The following is a 20,977-nucleotide window of genomic DNA, read 5'->3' on the forward strand; positions in this document are numbered from 1 at the left end:
TGTTCGGGCGGAGGGCAAGCAACCGGCCGGAGCCGGTTGCGATCTGCGCCTGCCGGTTACAGGGTGTGTTCCGGCAAAGGATTATGCTTGACCAACTCGTCCAGCGCCTTGAGCGTGGTCAGCAGTTCCTTCATGCGCGGCAAGGGCCAGGCGTTGGGGCCGTCGGACATTGCGCAGGCCGGGTCCGGATGGGTTTCCATGAAGATGCCGGCGATGCCGGACGCCACCGCGGCGCGCGCCAGCACCGGCACGAATTCGCGCTGGCCGCCGGAAGAGGTGCCTTGGCCGCCGGGCAGCTGCACCGAGTGGGTGGCGTCGTAAACCACCGGGCACTGGGTGTCGCGCATGATCATCAGCGAACGCATGTCGGATACGAGGTTGTTGTAGCCGAAGGACACGCCGCGTTCGCAGGCCATGAAGCTGTCCGGTTCGAGGTTGGCCTCTTGCGCGGCGGCGCGGGCCTTGTCGATCACGTTCTTCATGTCGCCAGGAGCCAGGAACTGGCCCTTCTTGATGTTTACCGGCTTGCCGCACTGGGCGACGGCGCGGATGAAGTCGGTTTGGCGGCACAGGAAGGCGGGCGTTTGCAACACGTCGACCACGCTGGCGACTTGCACGATTTCATTTTCGCTGTGCACGTCGGTCAGCACGGGTACGCCGATCTGGCGTTTCACTTCCGAGAGGATGCGCAGGCCTTCATCGATGCCGAAACCTCGGAAGGAGGAACCGGAGGAGCGGTTGGCCTTATCGTAGCTCGATTTGTAGATGAAGTTGATGCCCAGCTCTGTGGTGATTTCCTTGAGCTGACCGGCGGTGTCCAGCGCCATCTGTTCGCTCTCGATCACGCAGGGGCCTGCGATCAGGAACAGCGGCTGATTGAGGCCGACTTCGAATCCGCACAGTTTCATGCCTTGGGTCCTTGCTTGTCCGCTTGGTATTGCAGCGCCGCTTTCACGTAGGAGATGAACAGCGGGTGGCCGTCGCGCGGAGTCGAGGTGAATTCCGGGTGGAACTGGCAGGCGAAGAACCAGCGGTGCTTGGCCAGTTCTATGGTTTCGACCAGCTTCTCATGGCCGGCGGAGCGGCCGCTGATGGTCAGGCCGGCCTGTTCCAGGCGCGGAATATAGTAGTTGTTGACTTCGTAGCGGTGGCGATGACGCTCTACGATCTCGCCGCCGCCGTAGATCTTGGCCGCCAGGGACTCCGGAACCAGGTCGCACTGCTGGCCCCCCAGGCGCATGGTGCCGCCCAGATTGGAGTTTTCGTCGCGCTTTTCCACCTTGCCGTCGTGGTTGACCCATTCGTCGATCAGCGCCACTACGGGGAAATCGGTGTCGAGGTCGAATTCAGTGGAGTTGGCACCGGCCATGCCGGCCACGTCGCGAGCGTACTCGATCAGCGCGATCTGCATGCCCAGGCAGATGCCCATGTAGGGGATATCGTTTTCACGGGCGAATTTGACCGCTTTGATCTTGCCTTCCACGCCGCGCTTGCCAAAGCCGCCCGGCACCAGGATCGCGTCCATGTCCTTCAGCGAATCGGCGCCGTCGCGTTCGATTTCCTCGGAGTCCACGTAGATGATGTTTACATTGGTGCGGGTGTGGATGCCTGCGTGCTTCAGCGCTTCGGTCAGCGACTTGTAGGACTCGGTCAAGTCAACGTATTTGCCGACCATGGCGATGTTGATGCTGTGGTCCGGGTGTTCGATCGCGTCGATGATGCGAGTCCATACCGTCAGGTCCGCCTTGGGCAGATCCAGTTGCAGGTGTTCGGCGATGATGTTGTCGATGCCTTGTCCATGCAGCATGGCCGGCACCTTGTAGATGGAGTCGGAGTCGTAACAGCCGATCACGGCGTTTTCCTCCACATTGCAGAACAGCGCGATCTTGCGCTTTTCATCTTCCGGCAGCTCGCGGTCCATCCGGCACAGCAAAATGTCCGGCTGGATGCCGATCTCGCGCAACTCCTTCACCGAGTGCTGGGTCGGCTTGGTCTTGATCTCGCCGGCGGTGGCGATGTAGGGCACGTAGGAAAGGTGCACGTACAGAGTGTTCTTGCGGCCCAGGTTGGAGCGCATCTGGCGGATGGCTTCCAGGAAGGGCAGCGATTCGATATCACCCACGGTGCCGCCGATCTCGACGATGGCGACATCGGCGTCGGCCGCGCCTTCGTTCATCTTCAGCTTGATCTCGTCGGTGATGTGCGGAATCACCTGCACGGTGCCGCCCAGGTAGTCGCCGCGGCGCTCCTTGGTGATCACGGATTCGTACACCTGGCCGGTGGTGAAGTTGTTGCTTTTCTTCATCTTCGCGTGGATGAAGCGCTCGTAGTGGCCCAGATCGAGGTCGGTTTCCGCGCCGTCTTCGGTGACGAACACCTCGCCGTGCTGGAACGGGCTCATGGTGCCCGGATCAACGTTGATGTAGGGATCGAGCTTCAGCATGGTGACTTTCAGCCCGCGAGACTCGAGGATGGCGGCGATGGACGCAGCGGCAATGCCCTTACCCAGGGAGGACACCACACCGCCGGTTACGAAGATGTACTTGGTCATGAGATTACGGCTCTATGGGAATCCGGGATTCTACCCTGAAATCGTTGCGATTTGAATCGCTTCGAACCATGTTGTTGCAAGCGGCTGCGCCGCCCGCTCGCGTCGGCCGCCGGCTGCGTCGGCCTGTTTGGCAAATAAGTGCTCGCATCTCTGTGGCGAATACGGTACAATTGCCGCCGACTGTTTCATACACGATCGCGCCCATGCTGTTTAAAGGGTGCGTTTTCTGCTTGAGTGTCTGGCTTTGTCTATGATATAAAGCCAGCTTTTACCGGTTTTGGGAGTGTTCAACATGGCGCGTGTTTGCAAAGTCACCGGCAAGCGTCCGATGACCGGGAACAATGTTTCCCACGCCAACAATAAGACTAAACGTCGTTTTCTGCCTAACCTGCAATATCGCAAGTTCTGGGTTGAAAGCGAAAACCGCTGGGTGCGTCTGCGCGTATCCAACGCGGCACTGCGTACCATCGACAAAGTTGGCATCGATGTAGTGCTGGCTGATCTGCGCGCTCGCGGCGAGATCTGATTGCGGTCAACCAGAAAGCTACTGAGGTAATAACACATGCGCGATAAAATCAAGCTTGAGTCCACTGCTGGCACCGGCCACTTCTACACGACTACGAAGAACAAGCGTACGATGCCGGAAAAAATGGAGATCAAAAAATTTGATCCCGTTGCTCGCAAACACGTTCTGTACAAAGAAACCAAGCTGAAATAAGCCGGTTTCCGCGAGAACGCGAAAGCAAAGAGCCCTTCTCTGGTGCACGGAGAAGGGTTTTTTCTTTATGGTTCGGCATTAAAAAACCCCGCCAAGCATGCTTGACGGGGTTTTTGCGTTTAATCGGTACTCAGGCGACCGAAAGTCTTTTTGGCGAAGATCAAGTCTTGCCAGGCTTTGTGTTTGTCAGGCTGATTGCGCAATAGATAAGCGGGGTGATAGCTGACGATCAAGGGGATGTCCTGGTAGCTGTGAAGCTTGCCGCGCAATTGGCCAATGCCTTTTTCCGTTTGCAGCAGAGTTTGGGCGGCAAAACGGCCAAGCGCCAGGATCAATGTGGGCTGGATGTGACGAATTTGCTGGATCAGATAGTTTTGACAGGTGGCAATTTCATCGCCGCTAGGGTTGCGATTGCCGGGCGGGCGGCATTTGAGCACATTGGCGATATACACGTCGCGGTCGCGGTCCAGCCCGGTAGCGCTCAGCATATTGTCCAGCAACTGGCCGGCGCGGCCGACGAAGGGCTGGCCTTGCTTGTCCTCCTGCTCGCCCGGCGCTTCGCCGATCAACAGCCAGCGAGCCTGTTTGTTGCCGCGGCCGAAAACGGTCTGGGTGCGCGTTTGACAGAGGCGGCAGTCGCGGCAGTCGCGTACCGCGCGTTCGAGAGCGTCCCAATCCAGAAGGGGAGGCGCTTGGACTTGAGGCAGGGGAGGCGAGACGGGCGGGGAGATGTCGACGGCGGACGGGGGGGCAAGGGGTACGCCCGGCTGGGCCGGCGTGACGGTGTCCTGGCGCGGTGGCGCCAGAGACTCCTCCGGTTCAATGTCGATTGCCGCCAGCGTTTCTGGTGGGCGGCTCAGCGCCGCAGGATGTTGCTCGAACCAACCGGGGCGGGCTTCCCAGGAGGGGCCCAGTCCTATCACGCTTTGAATTAGCGCGGCGCGGTTCATGGCGTGGTCTCCATCAGGATGGCGTCTTCGCGGCCGTCGGCGCAGGGGTAGTAGTTCTTGCGTCGGCCGTTTTCAACGAAACCTTGGCTTGAGTAGAGGCTGCGGGCAACGGCGTTGCCGGCCCGCACTTCCAGGAATAGGCGCCGTGCACCGCTTGCGGCCAGCGCGGCGCGCAGTTCCCGCAGCAGCTGTTTGCCCAAGCCCTGGCCTTGCCATCGTGGATCTATCACGATGTTGAGCAGTTCGGCTTCGTCCAGCACGCTTTGGGTAACGGCGAAGCCCTGTAGTTGGTCCGAGGCGAACAGGCCATGAAACTGGTGGCCGCAGCGCACGGAGTCCCGGTATTGGGCGGCAGACCAGCTGTGTGCGCAGGCGCGGCTCTCTAGTTCGGCCAGCTGCGTGGCGTCGTCGGGCAGGAAGGTTCGGTAGTCCGTGGTCATTTCTGGCGCGCCTGCTGCTGTTCCTGCGCGGTCAGGGCGACTTTATTGCGCACGTACAGCAGCTCCGCTTCGCGCGGGTGGGTTTGCGGATAGCGGCCGCTGCGCGCCAGCGCGAAGTAGGCGACGGCGTTGGGCAGCAGATCCGCGCGGAGGATGGCGCTGCCGGCATTGTTTTGCAGATCGGGATAGCGTTCGAAGCCGTCGCCTGCGGCAATGTCGGCTCGCTCCGGCCAAGGCACGGCTTTCGGCGCGCCGACGCCGATCGGACACAGCCGTTCCGGCGCGTCCTTGCCTGTGACGCGATAGCTGGCGCTATAGACTTGCTGCATCCTGGCGTCGAGACAAACCAGCACCGTGCCAGCGCCGGCCTGTTGGGCGATGTTGTCCAGCGTAGGGATGCCGATGACCGGAAGGCCGGCGGAGAAGGCCAGTCCCTGGGCCAGGCCGCAGGCGATGCGCAGGCCGGTGAAGGAGCCGGGGCCCTGTCCGAAGGCGATGGCGTCGAGTTGCTCCAGGCGCAGTTCCGCCTGTTCCAGCAGGCGGGCCAATTCCGGCAGCGCGCGTTCGGCATGCTTTTGCTCGACTTTCTCGTGAAAGGAGAAAATACGCGAGCCGTTGTCAATGGCTAGGGATAGAAACGAGGTGGAGCAATCAATGGCAAGCAATTTCATCGGGGAATTCGGTCTCAAGCTTAAGCGCGTACTGCAAGATTGCGAATTATAAGCCGAGTTCTTCCACCCAGGCGAGCGCGGAGACATGCGCCTGGTTGAATTGTTCGCTGCTGAGGTTTAGTTGGGCGCAGAGTTCAGGCACGCCGGCCAGTTGGCCGTCCTCGCAGGCTTTGACCAGCTTGAGGAAGCGGCTCATCGTGCCTTTTTCGTGCAGCAGGGCTTCGGTGATGCTTTCCGGCAGTTGCAGGTGTTCGATGATGTTGGCCATCGGCATGTCGAACAATACGTCCAGCAGGCTGAACATGCCGATGATGAACAGATTGTCGCAGGTGTCGTGGCGCTCGCCGTGAGCTTTGCCCAGCAATTCCATGAAACGGCCGCGTGTGACCGCGGTTTTTTGCAGCGCCGGGGGCGCATGGCCTTCATCGGAGGCGGTGACCAGCAGCAGGGTCAGCCAGCGGTAGAGCTTTTGGTATCCCAGCACGGTGACGGCGTGGGAGAAGGAGCTGATGCTGGTATTCAAGCCGGCGGCGGCGGAGTTGACGTAGCGCAGCAGCTTGTAAGACAAGGCCAGATCGCGTTTGAGAACCTGCTCGACATCGCGGATGTCGGCGTCCAGGCGCAGCAGGTTGAGCAGTTCCAGTGTGTTGCGAAAGGATGGGTGGATGACCTTGGCGGACAGGGTTTCCGGCTTGGCAAAGTAAAAGCCCTGGAAGCCGTCCATGCCCAGCTCCTTGCATAGATGGAACTGAGCGTGGGTTTCCACGCGTTCGGCGATGCGGATCACCGGATAGCTGCGCAAGCGCGACGCCAGCATCTGGAAGCGGTTGGTGTCTTGGTGCTGGATGTCCAGCTTGACGTAGTTGGCCAGCTCCAGAAAGGCCGCTGCAGGCGATTCGAAGCTGAAGTCGTCCAGAGAGATGCCGAAACCCAGCGAGCGAAGATGCCGCGCGCGCGACAGCAGTTCGTTGGAGGGCACGATGCGCGGCGAGATGTCGAGAATGACGCGGCGGGGCGGAAGCAGCTCAAGAAAATCGCTGCTGAGCATGGCTTCGCCGATGTTGATGAAGGCCAGCTTGCTGCCGATCAGCCAGCTGGTGCCCATATTGTTGAGGGTATTGACCAGCACTTGGGTGTCGGCTTGCAGTTCTGTGTGCTTGCCGACGCCGGAGGCCTCGCCGCTGGGACGAAAAAGCAGCTCATAGCCAATGAGCTGCTGGTTGCGGTTGAGAACGGCCTGCCTGCCTATGAAGGCGCTTGTCGAGGTCATTGTCCCGGTATGCCTTTGCTCAGGTGGCGATCAGGTCCGCGGATCGGGTAACGGTGTTGCTAGCCTCGCTGGAGGTGAGCAGATCTTCCATGTCGAGCACCAGTACGACGGAGCCGTCGCCGGACAGGGTGGCGCCGGCCACGCCTTTCGGACGAATGTTCTGCAGCGGCTTGATCACCACGTCGTCGCGGCCGACGAAGGAGTCGATCGCCAGGATGAAGGACTTTTCCGCGGACTGCATCAATACGCCGAAGTAGGGCTTTTGCGTCGGCTCCCAGCCCAGCAGGCCGGCCAGGGTTTTCAGCGGCAGGATTTCGTCGCGCACCACGATGGTGGGTTTGCCCGACACTTCCTGGATCGCGTTCGGGTCGATGGTGATGATTTCGCGCACCATCGCCAGAGGCACGGCGAACGGCTGGTTGCAGGCGCGCACCACCAGCACCGGCAGGATGGCCAGCGTCAGCGGCAGCGAGATGCTGATGCGGGTGCCTTCGCCCGGCACCGAATTGATGTCGATGCGGCCGTTCAGTTTCTGGATGTTGGTGCGCACCACGTCCATGCCCACGCCGCGACCGGATACGCTGGAAATTTGATCCTTGGTGGAGAATCCGGGCAGGAAGATCAGCTGCAGGCACTGTTTCTCATCCAGGGAGTTGGCGCTTTCCTGGTCGATCAGGCCTTTTTCGATCGCCTTGCGGCGCAGCGCGTCGGCGTTCATGCCTTTGCCGTCGTCGGTGATCTCGATCAGGATGTGATCGCCCACCTGCTCGGCGGTCAGCTGCACCAGCGCTTGCGGTTTCTTGCCGGCGGCGATGCGCTCTTCCGGCTGTTCGATGCCGTGGTCGACGGCGTTGCGCACCAAGTGGACCAGAGGATCGTTCAAATCCTCGATCATGGTTTTGTCCAGCTCGGTCTCTTCACCAGACAGCACCAGTTCGACTTCCTTGCCTAACTGACGGGCGAGGTCGCGCGCCAAGCGCGGGTATTTCTGGAACAGGCGGCCAATCGGCTGCATGCGGGTTTTCATCACCGCGTTCTGCAGATCTCCTACCAGCAAGTCCAGTTGGCTGATCGCTTCGTCCAGCGAGCGCAGTGTATTGGTGTCGCGGTTGCCTTGCAGGATTTCGGTACGCAGCGTGGTCAGGCGGTTCTTGGTCAGGCCGATTTCGCCGGACAGATTGAGCACCATATCGAGACGCACGGTATCGATGCGGATGGTGTTTTCCTGGGGGCCGCTGCTGTTGGGCGCATTGGTGGCCGGTTTGCTCGGAGCCGGCTTGGCCGCGGGTTTGGGAGCGGGCGCAGCGGCAACCGGGGCCGGAGGCGCCGCCGCCGCTTGGGGGGCGGGCGCCGCAGCCACCGGGGCGGCGGGCGCGCCGCCAGGGGTGACGGCTTGATAGAGCTGGTTCCAGTCCGGACCTTGACCGTTGCTTGCGGGCTGCGGTGCGGGCGCAGCGACGGGCGCCGGCGTTGCAACCGGAGCAGGAGCCGCCGCCGGGGCCGGCTCGGCTGCCGCGGTATCTTCGGCCAGCGCCTCGCCAGCCAGTGCGGCGTCCAAAGCTGCCAGGATGCGCGGGTCGGCTTCGCTGGGCATCAGCCCCTGGCCCATGGTGCCGAACATGTCGCGCACGATGCCTGTGGCGTCAAGAATCACGTCCATGATGCCGGCGGTGATGTGCAGTTGGCCGTTGCGGAGTTTGTCGAACAGGTTTTCGGTGCGATGGCATAGATTGATCATCGGGCCGACGTTGAGAAAGCCAGCGCCGCCCTTGATGGTGTGGAAGCCTCTGAAAATGTCGTTCAGCAGTGCTTTATCTTCCGGACGTTTTTCCAGTTCGACCAGTTTATTGTCTACATCGGAAAGGAGATCCGTAGACTCCATCAAGAAGTCTTGCAGCAGCTCTTCCATGCCGGCGAATTCGCTCATTTTCCACTCCCGCCACGCCTTGCTCGCGTGCTCTGTTCTGCGTGTTGTTCGTTAGAAGCCCAGGCTTTCCAGCAGGTCGTCGACCTGTTGCTGGCTGCTGACTACATCGGTGCGCCCTTCCGGATTGATCACGGGGCCGTTCAGCAGATTGGTGCCCATGCCCAGTTCTTCTTTTTTCGCCTCGGGCGAGAACTCGATCAGGAAATTGACCAGCTCGCTTTCCAGCAGTTTGACCATGCCCATCATCTTTTTGATGACTTGGCCGGTTAGATCCTGGAAGTCCTGGGCCATGACGATTTCCAGTAACTGGGTGCTGGTGGCCTGAGTCTGGGCCGGCACTTCATTTAAGTAGCTGCGCGTGTCGGTCGCAAGTTGCTGGAACTCTTCCACGGTCAACAGGTTGGCGTACAGCCGTTCCCAGCGCGAGGACAATTCCAGCGCCTTGCTTTCCAACTGGTCCTGATACGGTTTGGCCAGATCAGTGGCGTTGAGTACGCGTTCGGCCGAATTTTCCGTCAAGGTGGCGATGTAAGTCAGCCTGTCCTTGGCGTCCGGAATCGCGTCCGCCATTTTTTCCAGAGATTTGTCGTAGCCTAGATCGCGTAGCGCATCATGCATTTTGCGGGTTAACTGACCAATTTGTTCATACATCGAGGTAGGACTGCCGGCAGTCCCGGCTGGCTGCGGAGCGGCTGCCGCGGCTTCGGGCGCGGCGGTTTCTGACACCGGAGGGGCTTCGCTCTGCTGCATCGAGATGCTGTCGAACAGAGCCTCAAGCTCCGGGTTGTCCCCGCTTTCCATGATGTGATTGGACACGGTAAATCCTCCTCAATACTGACGCAGACCGTTTTTTTTCGGCACTCAGGCTGGTTTATTCATGTTCTGGAAGATCTTGCTCATTTTCTCTTCCATGGTGGCGGCAGTGAAAGGCTTCACGATGTAACCGCTGGCTCCGGCCATGGCCGCTTCGATGATGTTCTCGCGTTTGGCTTCCGCGGTGATCATCATGAAGGGCAGGTGTTTGAGCTGGGCGTCGGCGCGGACTGCCTTGAGCAGCTCAATGCCGGTCATATTGGGCATGTTCCAGTCGGAAACGATGAAGTCGAAATGCTGAGTCTTCAACTTGTGCAGCGCAACCATGCCGTCTTCGGCTTCATCGACATTGGTGAACCCTAGCTCTTTCAAAAGGTTGCGCACGATTCTCCGCATGGTGGAGAAGTCGTCTACGACTAGGAAGCGAATATTCTTGTCTGCCATTGAGGTGTGTCCTGATTTATCTGAAATTCATCGAGCCGCATATTGTAGCGACTACCTCTGCAGGAATGGAATCAAAGTTTCGGCCAGCACGCCGGGGTCGAACTTGGCGACATAAGCGTCCACGCCCACGCTGGAGCCCATCGCGCGGTTGGCGTTGGAGGACAGCGAGGAGTGCATCACGACCGGGATGCCGCGGAAGCGCTGATCGGATTTGATCAGCTTGGTCAGCACATAGCCGTCCATTTCCGGCATTTCGGCGTCTACGAGGATGATCTTCAGGTGGTCGTGCAGGCACTCGTCCTCGCCGAAGTTGCGGTTGGCCAGCGTTTGCAACCGGTCCCATGCCTCGCGGCCGTTGGTGGCCTGCTGGAATTTGATGCCCATTTTTTCCAGCACGCCGGTGATTTCCTTGCGGGCTACGACCGAGTCGTCGACGAAGAAGATGTACTGGTCGTTTTCCAACTGGGCGGTGGGCACGTCGGGCAGGCGCGGCTCGCCGACCACGCTGGCCAGGATCTGCTCCACGTCCAGGATGGACACCAGTTTGCCGTTTTCCAGTTCGGTAATCGCGGTGATCAGGTTCTGGTTAGTGCCGCTGGCCGCCATCATGTTTTCCGGCGCGCGCACCTTGTCCCAGTCCACGCGGATGATGCGGTCCACTGAGTCGACCAGGAAGGCCTGGGTGCTCTTGTTGAACTCGGTGACGATCATGGTTTCGTAGCTGCGGGTTTGATCAGCGCCGATGAACTTACCAAGCGAGATGACCGGGATGATATTGCCGCGCAGCGACAGCACGCCTTCCACGCCAAAGGGCATGTTCGGCGTTTTGGTGATGGCGGGGGTCTGCGACACCTCGCGCACTTTGAAAACGTTGATGCCGAAAGTTTCCCGCGTTCCAAGCGAAAACAGCAGAATCTCCATTTTGTTGGAACCCGCCAGTTTGGTCCTGGCGTCAACGGTTGCAAGCAAGGAGGCGTCTGTGGCTGCCATATCTGTCCCTCTCCCTTAATGCTTTTGCTTACTTGATCTTAGTCTTTGGGTTCCAGATTCAGCATCTGGCGCAGTTTCATCGACAGCTTCTGCGGTTCGAATTTGGCGACGTAGGAATCAACGCCGACGGATTCGCCCAGTTTCTGATTCGAGGAACCGGAAAGGGAGGAGTGCATCAACACCGGAATGCCGTTGAAACGTGGATCGCTCTTGATCATCTTGGTCAGCATATAGCCGTCCATTTCCGGCATTTCCACGTCGGTCAGCACCAAGTGCAGCGAATCCGACAGCTTCTTGCCGGCCAGATCGGCCTGATTGGCCATTTTCTGCAATTCTTCCCATCCGCGCATGCCGTTGATGGCGGAGGTGTACTGGATGTTCATCACTTCCAGCGTGCGTTCGATCTGTTTGCGCGCTACGGCGGAGTCGTCGGCGAAGAAGATCCGGCGCGGTTCCTTGACCGGCTCGATGCCGAGGAAGGTATGGCCGTCGTCGACGATGGTGGTTTCCGCCAGCACTTTTTCCACGTCCATCATCATCACCAGCGTGCCGTTGTCCAGCTCGGTGACGGCGGTCACCAAGCCGGCCATGCGGTTGGTGATCATTTCCGGCGGCACGCGCATTGCGGACCAGTCCAGACGCAAGATGGTGTCCACCGCTTCCACCAGGAAGCCCTGGGTGTGGGCGTTGTACTCGGTGACGATCATGATTTCCGGCTTGTTGCTGGTCACGACGCCGGTGTATTTGGCCAAGTCGATGACCGGCACCAGCGCGCCGCGCAGGCTGACCATGCCTTCCACGGAGGAGGGCATTTCAGGCGCGGAGGTGATTTCCGGCGTGCGCATGACCTCGCGCACTTTGAATACGTTGATCCCGAAGATTTCCTTGCGCCCCGTGCGCTGATCCTGGCCCAACGAGAACAGCAGGATTTCCAGCTTGTTGGTGCCGGCCAGTTTCGTCCTGGCGTCGATTTTTTTGAGAAGCTCTGACACAGAAACCTCCGCTGCATTCTTTTGAAGTGGCGTACTACTACCCGTTATACGCCAGATATCGGTTTTGCCCGGTTTTTTTTGCTGAGCCTCATGCCAGATAACAGCTTGGCTCAGCGATACCCATTCATTATCATACTGTTTAAGTGGTTTTTACAAATAACTCGCAAGCGATTCGGCATATGGTTTCAAGCCTCAAAGATCAGCAGCAACTGGAAGCCGCGTTCGAGCAATTCAATGCGGTATCCGGCCAACTTATTGATGCATATAGACAACTTGAGAGCCAAGTGACAGTTCTCAATGCGCAACTGGACGAAGCCAACAATCAGCTGCGCAAACAGCGCGATGAGAATGCGATGCTGGCCGAGCGCTTGGGCTTGCTGCTGGAGGCGCTGCCCGCGGGCGTGGTGCAAGTCTCGGCCGAAGGCGTGGTCACGGCGGTGAATCCTGCGGCCAGCCGGATGCTAAACGGTTGTTCTGTAGGCGCTTTATGGCGGGACATGCTGACGGGGCTGGCGCGTTCGGAACTGGACGATACCTATTGCCATCGGCATGGGGCGGCGGGTTTGGTGTTGACGATGCAATGCCAGGACCTGCCATCTGTCGGAGGGCAGATTGTGCTTATTCACGATGTATCTCGTTTGCATCAATTGACCGGAGAATTGGCCCGTCAGCAGAAGTTGGCGTCCATGGGAGGCATGGCGGCGGCATTGGCGCATCAGCTGCGCACGCCGTTGGCCACGGCGATGTTGTACACGGCGAATCTGAAGCAGGATATCCCGCGCGCGGAGGACCGCGCCCGTTTCGTCGACAAGAGCTTGGCGCGGATGCGAGCGTTGGAGAGTCTGATCCAGAACATGCTGAGTTTTGTCCGCGGTCAGGTGACAACGCTGGAGCCTTTGGATCTGGAGGGGTTGCTGGAGGATTTGCGCGCGGTCATGCAACCACAATGTCATGAAAAAGGCGTGCTTTTTGATTGCAATGTGGTGGTGTCATCTGCCATAAAGGTCTTGGTGGACCGCAAAGCCTTGCAGGGAGCCTTGGTGAATCTGTTGGAGAATGCCTGGCACTTCTCCGCAAGCGGCGATGTGGTGCGCTTATCGGTGGAGGAGGGGGAGACCGCTTTGCTGTTTCGGGTGGAGGACTCGGGGCCCGGGTTCAATCCGGAGGAGTTGGAGAAGATGTTCGAACCGTTCTTCACAACCCGCCCCGGCGGTACCGGCTTGGGCTTGGCCATTGTCAAGAAAGTGGTGGACGAGCTGGGCGGGCAAGTGCGTTGTTTCAACAAGGGGGAGGGCGGGGCCTGTTTCGAGCTCAGCCTTCCGATGATGCAATCGTGATGGATGTGCCGTTTATTCAGAAGAAAGCCGAGGACGCCGCATGAGACCCATTGTCAAAGTAGAGGGCAGAGTTGGGAAGATGATCCTGATCGGACAGTTCGATTTCAACTTGCACCGGGAATTCCGTCAGGCCAGCCAGGAACTGCTGGACAATCCGGAAGTACAGGAGATTGAGATTGATTTCGATCAGGTGCCGTTTCTGGATAGTTCCGCGCTGGGAATGTTGCTGTTGCTGAAGGAGCGCGCGGCTGGACAGAAGAAGAGCATGACCTTGATCAATTGTCGCGAGGCGGTGATGCAGGTGTTTGAAATCGCCTGCTTCAACAAGATGTTCACCATTAAGTAAGTTCAAGCATTGGAGCGTCTGTGCGCATCCGGGCCTGGTTGTCCGCTGATGCCGAGGCACGGGTTCGTGGCGATCCTTGGTTGTCGGCGCTGGATTGGTGGTTTTGCGGTGGCGCCGACTTTGCGGTGGGCGGCAAGCAGGATCTTTGGCTGACGAATCTGGCGGACGCTCCCGCGGAGCTGTTCGAGCAGTGGGAGGGCGACAAGCCCTTGTGGGTGTTTTCCTCAGGGCGTCCTGCGCCCTGGCTGGCCACGCCCAATATTCACTTTCTGCGCGGGGACTTCGACGCGGACTTGCTGCGCAACCGGCTGCTGGCCTGGCATTGGCAGCAACATGCGCTTTGCCCGTGTCTATTCGGCGCGGCGGCGTTCGACATTATCAACGGCGCCATGTCTCTATATCGTCCGTCGAAACAGGCGACGGTCCGTATGTTTCCCTTGGAGGTGTCCGTCAAGCCGGTAGAGGCGGTGGGCGGCGACGTGGTGCTGCGCGCGGATTTGCCGGAACGGACCTTGCTGATCCTGGGGGACGCGTCCGGTCATGGGCAGGGATCGGCGTTGGACGCCGCGCTGCTGGCATTGGGGGCGTCGCGGGTGCTGTTGGGGCAGCCTTTATCCTTGCCGGCTCTGAGCGAACTCAATGCTTTCATGTATCGCCATGTGGCCGATGGGCGCTACGTTGGCAGTGCTTTGCTGGAGATTGACTGGGACGCTTGCGAGGTGCGACTGGTCAATGCCGGCATGCCGGATATCTTACTGTTTCTGTCCACCAGGCTTGAGCGGCGTTTTTCCTCCATGTGTAGCCCGCTGGGGTTGCGAGCCGACGTCGAGCTGCGGCAGCCGCTGGCGCTGCCCTGGGCGGAGGGCCAGCATTTCCTGGCGCACAGCGATGGCATGGAGGAGTCGGATCTGCCGTACCTATTGTCGCGTCTGCTGCGCTTGTCCAGTGTTTCCTCGGCCGATGCGTACGGCTATGGCCCCTTGCCGTCAATTCCGCTAGGCTTCAGCAGCCCATACAATGACGACATGTCGTCGCTGGCTTTCGCCGTGCCGTCGGCGGCGTCTCCGCGACCGGTTTAACGACGTTTCTTGGTCGCATGCGTAGGCGCAGCGCGGATTCAGGCTTGAATCGGCGGGCTTTTTAGTTGATCAATCATTAATGTCTGCGCGAATTTCCGCGCTTGGGCGAATCGGTCGTCTCGCCGTTGGGGAACGAGACGACGAGCGAGCAAGGTAAAGAATGGAAACCGGATCCGACGCGGCCTGTGTCGAGCTGACGATGAGCGAAGAGCCGAGTCAGGCGAGCGGGCGCAGGAAGGTTTTCTGAAACGGGGATGTTATGCACAAAAAAATACTGACGGTTGATGATTCCGCTTCGATTCGACAGATGGTGTCGTTCACCTTGAAAAGCGCCGGTTACGAGGTAGTGGAGGCCGGTGACGGCAACACGGGCCTGGCCAAGGCGCAGGGAGGCCAGTTCAATCTGGTGCTGACCGACCAAAACATGCCGGGCATGGACGGCCTGACCCTGATCCGCTCCTTGCGCAAACTGCCGGAGTATACGACGACGCCCATCCTGATGCTGACCACGGAGTCCAGCGATCAAATGAAGGCGCTTGGCCGCGCGGCTGGGGCCACGGGTTGGTTGGTCAAGCCTTTTGATCCGCAGAAGCTGTTGGATGTGGTCAAGCGCGTGATCGGCTGATTTCGGGCACGACGAGGAGCGAGTTTTTGGCAATCGACATGTCGCAGTTTCATCAGGTGTTTTTTGATGAAGCGGATGAGCATTTGTCCAGCATGGAGAGCCTGCTGCTGGGCATGGATAAATCCTGTCCGGAGCAAGAGGATTTGCATGCGGTATTCCGCGCTGCGCATTCGATCAAGGGCGGCGCGGCCACGTTCGGTTTCGCCGATATGGCGGACTTGACGCATGTGCTGGAGGGCTTGCTGGACGAGGTGAGGCGCGGCGCGCGCGTCTTGAGTTCGGATCTGGTGGACTTGGTGCTGAGAGCCAAAGATGTGTTGTACGGGATGCTGGCGGCGCACAAGGGCAAAGGCGACGTCGATGCAGCGCAAGCCAATGAGCTAAAGGCGCAGTTGGAGGCGCTGGCGGCCGCGCCAATGGAGACCGCGGCGCGGCGGGCGCCGGAGGAAACGCGACACTGGACGCTGTACTTGGAAATCGACGTGGTGGACGGCGTCGACATCGACGCCTTGCTGGAGTCACTGGCTGAGCACGGCGACTTGAGTGTGGTGCAGCACGGCGAGGAGCTTGACAAGCTGCCCTGGGTTGCCGTGTTCACCTCGCCGTTGGACGCCGCGGAGGTGGCGGAGTCGCTGGCGTTTGCCGTGCCGCAGGAGCATTTCCGCATCAATGTCGATCATGGCGTGGAGGAGGAGGGCAGTTTCGGCTTGTTCCTTGAGGCGGCTCCAGTGCCGGACGCCTCGGTCTGGCTGGAAGGAGACGGATTCGGTCTGTTCGAGCCGCCGCTTGCCGAGGCGGCGAAGCGGGACGAAGTTCCGCTGGCGTCGGAGTTCGACGCGGCCAAGCCGGCGGCGCGCGGCGGGGCGACGAGCGAGAGTTCGATCCGGGTCAACATCGACAAGGTGGATTTGCTGCTCAACCTCGTGGGCGAGCTGGTGATCACCCAGTCCATGCTGACGCAGTCCGGAGCGGGCCTGGATCCGGTGGCGCATGAGCGCCTGCTTAGCGGTATCGGCGCTTTGCAACGCAACGCGAGGGAGTTGCAGGAGGCGGTGATGTCGATCCGGATGACGCCCATCGCCTTTGTGTTCAACCGCTTTCCGCGCGTGGTGAGGGACCTGGCCGGCCGATTGGGTAAAAAGGTGGAGCTCACGATGATGGGCGAAAGCACCGAGCTGGATAAAGGCTTCATCGAGAAACTGTCCGACCCGCTGACCCATCTGGTGCGCAACAGCCTGGATCATGGCATCGAATCCCCGGAAGCTCGGCAGGCGGGCGGCAAGGATCCGGTCGGGCGCCTTACGCTGCGGGCTTTCCACCAGGGCAGTAATATCGTCATCGAAGTCAGCGATGATGGCGCCGGGCTGAACCGGGAGCGGATATTGGCCAAGGCGCGACAAAGCGGTTTGGCTGCGCCGGATTCGCTAAGCGACGTTGAAGTGTGGAACCTGATTTTCGAGGCCGGCTTTTCCACCGCCGCGGAGGTGACCGAGGTGTCCGGCCGCGGCGTGGGCATGGATGTGGTCAAGCGCAATATCCAGAGCATGGGCGGCCGCGTGGAAATTGACTCCATGGCCGACATCGGCACCACCATCAGCATTCATTTGCCGCTGACCCTGGCGATCATGGACGGCATGTCGGTGCGCATCGGCGCGGAAACCTATGTGATGCCCTTGGGAGCGGTGTTGGAGTCGCTGCAGCCGGCGCCGAATGAAATCAAAACGGTGGCCGCGCGAGGACAGGTGGTGGGAATTCGCGGCGAATACCTGCCGATTGTGCCGTTGGGACGATTTTTTTCCATTCCGGAAGCGAAACATACGCCGAGCGAGGCGATTCTGGTGATTGTGGAAGCCGGCAACAGCAGGCTGGCGCTATTAGTGGACGATTTGATCGGCCAGCAGCAGTTCGTGGTGAAAAACCTTGAAACGAACTACCGCAAGGTGGAGGGTATTTCCGGCGCCACAATTCTGGGCGACGGCCAGGTGGCCATGATCCTGGACATTGCCGCAATTGCGAGGCACAACCAGCGGATGGTGCTGGACACATGAAACAAGAAGGAAAAAAAATGGTGGCGGAATGGAACGACCCGGGGTTGGCGCAGAGGCGCTCGGGCAATGAGCTGCTGGTGTTCACGCTGGGGGCGGAAGAGTACGGCATTGATATTCTGAAGGTGCAGGAAATCCGCGGCTACGACGCGGTGACCCGCATCGCCAACGCGCCGGACTTCATCAAGGGCGTGGTCAATCTGCGCGGCCATATCGTGCCTATCGTGGATTTGCGTCTGAAGTTCGGCATTGGAGAGCCGGTGTACAACGAGTTCACCGTAGTAATCGTGCTGAATGTGTGCGGGCGTGTCATCGGCGCGGTGGTGGACGGGGTGTCGGATGTGATTCAACTGGAGCGGGAAGCGCTGCGAGCCGCGCCGGAGTTTGGCGCGGCGGTGGACACCGCCTATATCGAAGGACTGGGCACGCTGGATGAGCGCATGATCATCGTGGTCGATATCGAGCGTTTGATGGGCAGCGAGGAAATGGCGTTGACTGACGCCGCGGGCCGCGTATAAGCGCGGCCGCAAGCCTGTTTTGAGGGGGCGAAGCATGAATAATATGAAAGTGATCCATCGGCTGGTGTTGGGCTTTGGCCTCTTGATTCTGCTGTTGGCGGTGGCGATGACGTTGGCGGTCAGACAGCTGCAGGGACTGGCCGGCGATCTGGTCAATATCTCCGGCGTGCATATTCCGCAGGTCAGCGCCGCGCACAAGATTGCAGCCAATGTCGACCTGGCGTCGCGGGACGTGCGCAATCTGCTGTTGACCAAGGATGCCCAACTGATCAAGGAACTCAACCAGCAGATTGACGACAGTCTGGTCAATCTGACGCAGCGCATGGCTGCCTTGGAACCGAATGTCGGCAGCGCCGGGCGGCCGCTGTTTGAAGCGATGCGTTCCGATGAAGCCAGTTTCCGGTCCGAACTGAATGTGTTCCGACGCATGCAGGCGCAGGGGCGGGATGTGCAGGCACGCGATTACTTGTTCGTCACCTTGCGCGACACCCAGCTCAAATACATGACCTCGATCGACCGCTACATCGCGTTTGAGGAGGGACTGATGCGCAAGGCGGGGCAGGACGCCAGCGACAATTCCCAACAGGCTTACAAGTTGCTGTTCGGCTTCACTTTGTTGGCGTTGGCGATCGGCATCGGCTTTGGGGTCTTCATTATCCGCTCGCTGATGCGACAGTTGGGCGGCGAGCCTGCGGAGCTGGTCAAGGTGATGCGGGAGTTGACCGAGGGCCAGGTGCGCTCCGAGATCAAGGTCAGGGCGGGCGATAAGCATAGCCTGTTCGCGTCGATGAGTTTGCTGGCCGAGAAGGCAGTTGAAAACATCAGAGTACGCAACGCTCTGGACAATGCCTCCACCAATGTGATGATTGCCGACAACGATCGCAACATCATCTACACCAATCACAGCGTGTTGGAGATGATGCGCCGCGCCGAGGCCGATATGCGCAAAGCCTTGCCCAATTTCGACGCGCGCGCCTTGCTGGGCACCAATATGGATGTGTTCCACAGCAATCCGGCGCATCAGCGCGACCTGCTGGCCAACCTGCGTTCCACTTATCGCGCGCAGATCAATATTGGCGAGCGTATTTTCGGCTTGGTGGCCAATCCGGTGTTCGGCACCGACGGTTTGCGGCTGGGCACGGTGGTGGAGTGGAAGGATCGCACCGGGGAGGTGGAGATCGAGAAAGAGGTGGCCAGCATCATCTCCGCGGCCGCGGCAGGCGATTTCGACCGGCGCATCAATCTGGAAGGTAAGGACGGCTTTTTCCGACAGTTGGGCGAAAGTGTCAATCAACTGCTGGCAGTGACCAGCCAGGGCCTGGGCGATATCGCCACCGTGCTGGCGGCTTTGGCCAAGGGCGATCTCACCCATGCGATCAAGGGCGACTACCAGGGCCTGTTCAGCCAGTTGCAGAATGATACCAACACCACGGTGGAGCGCTTGAAGGAAATCGTCTCCAACATCAAGGAGTCCACCGACGCGATCAACACCGCCGCGCGCGAGATCGCCTCCGGCAACGCTAATCTGTCCAGCCGCACCGAGCAACAAGCGGCCAGCCTGGAGGAAACCGCTTCCAGCATGGAGGAAATCACCAGTACAGTGCGGCAGAACGCGGAGAACGCCAAAAAGGCGAACACGCTGGCCACCGGCGCTTCCGACATTGCCGCGCGCGGCGGCAAAGTGGTGGGGGACGTGGTGGCCACCATGAACGAGATCAACGACAGCGCGCGCAAGATCGTCGACATCATCAGCGTGATCGACGGCATTGCCTTCCAGACCAATATCCTGGCGCTCAACGCCGCGGTGGAGGCTGCGCGGGCCGGCGAGCAGGGAAGGGGCTTCGCGGTGGTGGCCAGCGAGGTGCGCAACCTGGCGCAGCGCTCCGCCGCCGCCGCCAAGGAAATCAAGGGCTTGATAGGCAACTCGGTGGCCAAGGTCGAGTCCGGCTCCAAGCTGGTGGACGAGGCGGGCAGCACCATGGACGAGATTGTGATTTCCATCCGCCGCGTCGCCGACATCATGAGCGATATCTCCGCCGCGTCGATTGAGCAGAGCTCGGGCATAGAGCAGGTCAATCTGGCGGTGACGCAGATGGACGAAAACACTCAGAAGAACGCCGCGCTGGTGGAGCAGGCAGCGGCTGCCGCGGAGTCGCTGGAAGAGCAAGCGCGCTATTTGGACGACGCGGTCCAGGTATTCAAGCTGGGGGAGCAGGGACAGCGTTTGCGGCCAATGGCGGCGCATGTTGGGCAGACGGCGGAGCATGTCGTCGCTCATGTCGCCGGAGCCAAGACTGTGCCGCTCAAACACGCCGGCAAGATCGTGGTGCCGGAACGCCTGCGCCCGCAAGTGGACCTGACGGACGGCGAGTGGGAGGAGTTTTGACGCTGGCTAGGCTGAGCGCGGAGCCGCGAGGGCCGAGTTGATGGGCCTGGAACTGGACATCAAGTTCACGCCAGAAGATTTTCGCCGCATCCGCGGCATGGTGTACCGGCGAGTCGGCATCGCTCTTAACGACAGCAAGACCCATATGGCGTACGCGCGGCTGGCCAAGCGAGTGCGGAGTTTGGGTTTGAAAAGCTTCGCCGAGTACTTGGACCGATTGGACCAGGACGCCTTGTCGGAGGAGTGGCAGAACTTCGTCAATGCGCTGACCACTAATCTGACTTCGTTTTTTCGGGAGCCGCATCATTTCAGCATGCTGCGCGCGCACGCCGAGCGCTGGCGGAAGCGCGGCCGGCCGTACCGGGTCTGGAGCTCGGCGTCTTCGACGGGCGAGGAGCCTTACTCCATCGCCATGACCATGGCTGAACTGGCTGAGTCTTTACGGCCTTTCCCCTGCGAATTGCTGGCGTCCGATATTGACACCCATGTATTGCAGCAGGCGATGCACGGCGTCTATCTGCGCGAGCGCGTCAGCCAGTTGCCGGAGCCGCAGTTGCGCCGTTTTTTCGACAAGGGCGTAGGTGCCAACGACGGCAAGGTGCGCCTGAAGAAACGTTTGCGCGAGGCGGTGACTTTTTTCCAGATGAATCTGGTGGCGGAAGAGTGGCCGCCGCTGGGAGAGTTCGACGTCATTTTTTGCCGCAATGTGTTGATCTATTTTGATAAGCCGACACAGGCGGCCATACTCAATCATATGGCGCGGCATCTGGCCCCGGACGGTTTGCTGTTGCTGGGGCATTCGGAAAATATCCTGCACCTGAGCGACGCCTTCCTGCCTTGCGGCAAAACCAGCTACCGGCTGGCCTAGCCGGCGT

The 20,977-nt window shown here is 60.0% G+C and carries 21 protein-coding genes; 10 read left to right on the forward strand and 11 right to left on the reverse strand.

Annotated elements, in window-relative coordinates; translation table 11 throughout:
• Positions 1–56: 56 nt before the first annotated feature.
• Both kdsA and B0T39_RS09595 read right to left on the reverse strand, forming a co-directional pair.
• Positions 57–908: a 3-deoxy-8-phosphooctulonate synthase gene (gene kdsA / locus B0T39_RS09590; RefSeq protein WP_081546064.1), complete on the reverse strand. Its 852-nt coding sequence runs from the start codon at positions 906–908 to the stop codon at positions 57–59.
• A complete protein-coding gene (locus tag B0T39_RS09595) occupies positions 905–2,551 on the reverse strand; it encodes a CTP synthase (protein ID WP_081546066.1) in 1,647 nt (548 codons plus the stop codon). Before B0T39_RS09595 ends, kdsA begins: the two co-directional genes overlap by 4 nt.
• Before the next feature lie 292 nt (positions 2,552–2,843).
• Between B0T39_RS09595 and rpmB the strand changes: the two genes are divergently transcribed.
• Together rpmB and rpmG are read left to right on the forward strand one after the other, a co-directional pair.
• The gene (rpmB, locus tag B0T39_RS09600; protein WP_011137003.1) at positions 2,844–3,077 is read left to right on the forward strand and encodes a 50S ribosomal protein L28; all 234 of its coding nucleotides are present in this window, start codon (positions 2,844–2,846) and stop codon (positions 3,075–3,077) included.
• Positions 3,078–3,113: 36 nt separating this feature from the next.
• The gene (gene rpmG / locus B0T39_RS09605) at positions 3,114–3,269 is read left to right on the forward strand and encodes a 50S ribosomal protein L33 (RefSeq protein WP_017506994.1); all 156 of its coding nucleotides are present in this window, start codon (positions 3,114–3,116) and stop codon (positions 3,267–3,269) included.
• Positions 3,270–3,388: 119 nt separating this feature from the next.
• Here rpmG and B0T39_RS09610 read toward each other — a convergent pair whose 3' ends face one another.
• Genes B0T39_RS09610 through B0T39_RS09650 form a run of 9 tightly spaced genes read right to left on the reverse strand, consistent with a single transcriptional unit; the run spans position 3,389 to position 11,766 of the window.
• A complete protein-coding gene (locus B0T39_RS09610; protein WP_081546068.1) occupies positions 3,389–4,219 on the reverse strand; it encodes a uracil-DNA glycosylase in 831 nt (276 codons plus the stop codon).
• Positions 4,216–4,659 carry a ribosomal protein S18-alanine N-acetyltransferase gene (gene rimI, locus B0T39_RS09615; RefSeq protein WP_081546070.1) on the reverse strand — a complete coding sequence of 148 codons (444 nt, stop codon included), beginning with the start codon at positions 4,657–4,659 and terminating at the stop codon, positions 4,216–4,218. Before rimI ends, B0T39_RS09610 begins: the two co-directional genes overlap by 4 nt.
• Positions 4,656–5,330 carry a tRNA (adenosine(37)-N6)-threonylcarbamoyltransferase complex dimerization subunit type 1 TsaB gene (gene tsaB / locus B0T39_RS09620; protein ID WP_081546072.1) on the reverse strand — a complete coding sequence of 225 codons (675 nt, stop codon included), beginning with the start codon at positions 5,328–5,330 and terminating at the stop codon, positions 4,656–4,658. The genes rimI and tsaB overlap by 4 nt, the downstream gene beginning before the upstream one ends.
• A 46-nt stretch (positions 5,331–5,376) precedes the next feature.
• The gene (locus tag B0T39_RS09625) at positions 5,377–6,600 is read right to left on the reverse strand and encodes an EAL and HDOD domain-containing protein (RefSeq protein WP_081546074.1); all 1,224 of its coding nucleotides are present in this window, start codon (positions 6,598–6,600) and stop codon (positions 5,377–5,379) included.
• 19 nt (positions 6,601–6,619) lie between these two features.
• A complete protein-coding gene (locus B0T39_RS09630; RefSeq protein WP_081546076.1) occupies positions 6,620–8,527 on the reverse strand; it encodes a chemotaxis protein CheA in 1,908 nt (635 codons plus the stop codon).
• Positions 8,528–8,578: 51 nt separating this feature from the next.
• The gene (gene cheZ, locus B0T39_RS09635; RefSeq protein WP_081546078.1) at positions 8,579–9,343 is read right to left on the reverse strand and encodes a protein phosphatase CheZ; all 765 of its coding nucleotides are present in this window, start codon (positions 9,341–9,343) and stop codon (positions 8,579–8,581) included.
• A gap of 45 nt (positions 9,344–9,388) precedes the next feature.
• Entirely contained in the window at positions 9,389–9,784 is a 396-nt protein-coding gene (gene cheY / locus B0T39_RS09640; protein ID WP_019103157.1) for a chemotaxis response regulator CheY, read from the reverse strand.
• Between the two features lie 51 nt (positions 9,785–9,835).
• Positions 9,836–10,774: a chemotaxis protein gene (locus tag B0T39_RS09645; protein WP_019103158.1), complete on the reverse strand. Its 939-nt coding sequence runs from the start codon at positions 10,772–10,774 to the stop codon at positions 9,836–9,838.
• A 38-nt stretch (positions 10,775–10,812) separates the two neighbouring features.
• Positions 10,813–11,766, reverse strand: coding sequence for a chemotaxis protein (locus B0T39_RS09650; protein WP_081546080.1), 954 nt, complete (start codon positions 11,764–11,766; stop codon positions 10,813–10,815).
• Positions 11,767–12,050: 284 nt separating this feature from the next.
• Between B0T39_RS09650 and B0T39_RS09655 the strand changes: the two genes are divergently transcribed.
• The 8 genes from B0T39_RS09655 to B0T39_RS09690 all read left to right on the forward strand — a co-directional run bounded on the left by B0T39_RS09655 (position 12,051) and on the right by B0T39_RS09690 (position 20,970).
• Positions 12,051–13,103 carry a sensor histidine kinase gene (locus tag B0T39_RS09655; RefSeq protein WP_254894530.1) on the forward strand — a complete coding sequence of 351 codons (1,053 nt, stop codon included), beginning with the start codon at positions 12,051–12,053 and terminating at the stop codon, positions 13,101–13,103.
• A gap of 40 nt (positions 13,104–13,143) precedes the next feature.
• A complete protein-coding gene (locus B0T39_RS09660; RefSeq protein WP_039754785.1) occupies positions 13,144–13,449 on the forward strand; it encodes an STAS domain-containing protein in 306 nt (101 codons plus the stop codon).
• A gap of 20 nt (positions 13,450–13,469) precedes the next feature.
• A complete protein-coding gene (locus tag B0T39_RS09665; RefSeq protein WP_141111162.1) occupies positions 13,470–14,528 on the forward strand; it encodes a SpoIIE family protein phosphatase in 1,059 nt (352 codons plus the stop codon).
• A gap of 259 nt (positions 14,529–14,787) precedes the next feature.
• Positions 14,788–15,153 carry a response regulator gene (locus B0T39_RS09670; RefSeq protein WP_081546086.1) on the forward strand — a complete coding sequence of 122 codons (366 nt, stop codon included), beginning with the start codon at positions 14,788–14,790 and terminating at the stop codon, positions 15,151–15,153.
• 38 nt (positions 15,154–15,191) lie between these two features.
• The gene (locus tag B0T39_RS09675) at positions 15,192–17,201 is read left to right on the forward strand and encodes a chemotaxis protein CheW (RefSeq protein WP_240937286.1); all 2,010 of its coding nucleotides are present in this window, start codon (positions 15,192–15,194) and stop codon (positions 17,199–17,201) included.
• Positions 17,198–17,716 (forward strand): chemotaxis protein CheW, encoded by a 519-nt coding sequence (locus B0T39_RS09680; RefSeq protein ID WP_254894531.1) that lies wholly within the window; start codon positions 17,198–17,200, stop codon positions 17,714–17,716. The genes B0T39_RS09675 and B0T39_RS09680 overlap by 4 nt, the downstream gene beginning before the upstream one ends.
• A 34-nt stretch (positions 17,717–17,750) precedes the next feature.
• Positions 17,751–20,102 (forward strand): methyl-accepting chemotaxis protein, encoded by a 2,352-nt coding sequence (locus tag B0T39_RS26465; RefSeq protein ID WP_217806218.1) that lies wholly within the window; start codon positions 17,751–17,753, stop codon positions 20,100–20,102.
• A 40-nt stretch (positions 20,103–20,142) separates the two neighbouring features.
• A complete protein-coding gene (locus tag B0T39_RS09690; protein ID WP_081546096.1) occupies positions 20,143–20,970 on the forward strand; it encodes a CheR family methyltransferase in 828 nt (275 codons plus the stop codon).
• Positions 20,971–20,977 lie beyond the last annotated feature (7 nt).

Origin of the sequence: Chromobacterium haemolyticum (genome assembly GCF_002081825.1) — a bacterium.
In the GTDB taxonomy this organism is placed as follows: domain Bacteria; phylum Pseudomonadota; class Gammaproteobacteria; order Burkholderiales; family Chromobacteriaceae; genus Chromobacterium; species Chromobacterium fluminis.

Bases quoted from the DNA above. Each gene is read 5' to 3' on its own strand.
- kdsA (WP_081546064.1), bottom strand. From the start codon at position 908: ATGAAACTGTGCGGATTCGAAGTCGGCCTCAATCAGCCGCTGTTCCTG.
- B0T39_RS09595 (WP_081546066.1), bottom strand. From the start codon at position 2,551: ATGACCAAGTACATCTTCGTAACCGGCGGTGTGGTGTCCTCCCTGGGT.
- rpmB (WP_011137003.1), top strand. From the start codon at position 2,844: ATGGCGCGTGTTTGCAAAGTCACCGGCAAGCGTCCGATGACCGGGAAC.
- rpmG (WP_017506994.1), top strand. From the start codon at position 3,114: ATGCGCGATAAAATCAAGCTTGAGTCCACTGCTGGCACCGGCCACTTC.
- B0T39_RS09610 (WP_081546068.1), bottom strand. From the start codon at position 4,219: ATGAACCGCGCCGCGCTAATTCAAAGCGTGATAGGACTGGGCCCCTCC.
- rimI (WP_081546070.1), bottom strand. From the start codon at position 4,659: ATGACCACGGACTACCGAACCTTCCTGCCCGACGACGCCACGCAGCTG.
- tsaB (WP_081546072.1), bottom strand. From the start codon at position 5,330: ATGAAATTGCTTGCCATTGATTGCTCCACCTCGTTTCTATCCCTAGCC.
- B0T39_RS09625 (WP_081546074.1), bottom strand. From the start codon at position 6,600: ATGACCTCGACAAGCGCCTTCATAGGCAGGCAGGCCGTTCTCAACCGC.
- B0T39_RS09630 (WP_081546076.1), bottom strand. From the start codon at position 8,527: ATGAGCGAATTCGCCGGCATGGAAGAGCTGCTGCAAGACTTCTTGATG.
- cheY (WP_019103157.1), bottom strand. From the start codon at position 9,784: ATGGCAGACAAGAATATTCGCTTCCTAGTCGTAGACGACTTCTCCACC.
- B0T39_RS09645 (WP_019103158.1), bottom strand. From the start codon at position 10,774: ATGGCAGCCACAGACGCCTCCTTGCTTGCAACCGTTGACGCCAGGACC.
- B0T39_RS09660 (WP_039754785.1), top strand. From the start codon at position 13,144: ATGAGACCCATTGTCAAAGTAGAGGGCAGAGTTGGGAAGATGATCCTG.
- B0T39_RS09670 (WP_081546086.1), top strand. From the start codon at position 14,788: ATGCACAAAAAAATACTGACGGTTGATGATTCCGCTTCGATTCGACAG.
- B0T39_RS09675 (WP_240937286.1), top strand. From the start codon at position 15,192: ATGTCGCAGTTTCATCAGGTGTTTTTTGATGAAGCGGATGAGCATTTG.
- B0T39_RS09680 (WP_254894531.1), top strand. From the start codon at position 17,198: ATGAAACAAGAAGGAAAAAAAATGGTGGCGGAATGGAACGACCCGGGG.
- B0T39_RS26465 (WP_217806218.1), top strand. From the start codon at position 17,751: ATGAATAATATGAAAGTGATCCATCGGCTGGTGTTGGGCTTTGGCCTC.
- B0T39_RS09690 (WP_081546096.1), top strand. From the start codon at position 20,143: ATGGGCCTGGAACTGGACATCAAGTTCACGCCAGAAGATTTTCGCCGC.